The following is a 1,247-nucleotide window of genomic DNA, read 5'->3' on the forward strand; positions in this document are numbered from 1 at the left end:
GCTGTTAATGGCCTTGCGCCAGTGGCGAGGCAGGAGTTGTGGTGACTGGTCAGCCTGCTGTGCCCGCCGGGCAGCCAGTATCAGGTTATTCAACAGCCCCTCGGTCAGTTCAGGCAGAGGCTTGCAAAGGTTGCCAGGTACGGTTTTAAACGCTTCGTAAAGTTGCCGAAGTGCTTGTTCGGGCAGCTCAGTCCGGGGGATATCATACCTGGCTCCATTGATATCCCAGATATCCACCTCAGGACAGGGTTTACCCGAGGCAACCATCAAACGGAATAGTGAAGATGGGCTTTTCACGGACTCAGGCCAGAGTACGGTGACATGAGCTTTTGGGTAGACGTGTAACTGGCCATTAATCAACAGAGGTTGGCCAATAACCAGGGGTTCCAGAAGCTGCTGAAGCGTTGAATTACTTTCCAGTCCCCTTAATACAACCGGAGTGCCAGAGCTTAATGCCTCCTGCAACTCAGTTTGACGTCGTCCAAAATGTGCCTTTTGTTCCGAGGTGATATGGATATTATCAAACAGCTGACTGAGGCTGGTCTCTTCATTGACCTGAATCACCAGAGGTGCTTTCTGGCGATTGATCCAGCGACTGACCTGTGCAGGTTGCTGATAAGTGACGGTATTAAAGGCGGGATGGGCCCTCATTGAGTACTCATCGTTTTCTGCCAATCTCAGAACTTTTGGCTGCTGTCTTGAGTGAGCCACCTGAAGTCGGGGCTCCAGACCGGTCGTCTGGCGAATTGTCTGCAGTGAACCCAGTAAACAAAACCAAAGCGTCTCAGTGAGGGGAGACGTTACGGTGACTACACCACCCGCCCGGACTTGTTCCAACAGATTGATGTTGGGGACTGCATAGCCTTCCGGAGCAATGGTAATCGGGTTCAACCATTGGGAAATATTACTCTGGTTAATGATGATCGGGGTTCCTGGTGCGTGCCCTTTAGCCAGTTCTTTGTCATCCGGTTGGGACAGGCTTTGGAACAGTGAATGAAGCTCGTCCTTCCCTACCGGCATTTGATAAAACTGAACATTGTCGGGTAACTGACAGAGCTTGCCATTGCTCTCATAGCTCTTTTGCGCCAGCATCTGTCGAATCGTCTGTTCAAAGGCCAGATCCTGCCAGTTGGCTCCTTTCAGAATCACCCGCTGTCCGGCCCTTAATGACTCAAGCCTGCCGGGGATGTGCTGAATTCGCCCCTGTTGATCTACTCCGGGACCGCCCAGCAGTAAGTGTCGCCAGT

Annotated in this window: 1 protein-coding gene; it reads right to left on the reverse strand. The window is 52.1% G+C overall.

Going from position 1 to position 1,247, the window contains the following annotated elements:
• Positions 1 to 1,247: hypothetical protein (locus tag KBW69_RS23395; protein ID WP_257282541.1), on the reverse strand; the 1,247-nt coding region annotated here is incomplete at both ends.

Origin of the sequence: Endozoicomonas sp. ISHI1 (assembly GCF_024606225.1) — a bacterium.
Classification (GTDB): Bacteria; Pseudomonadota; Gammaproteobacteria; order Pseudomonadales; family Endozoicomonadaceae; genus Endozoicomonas_A.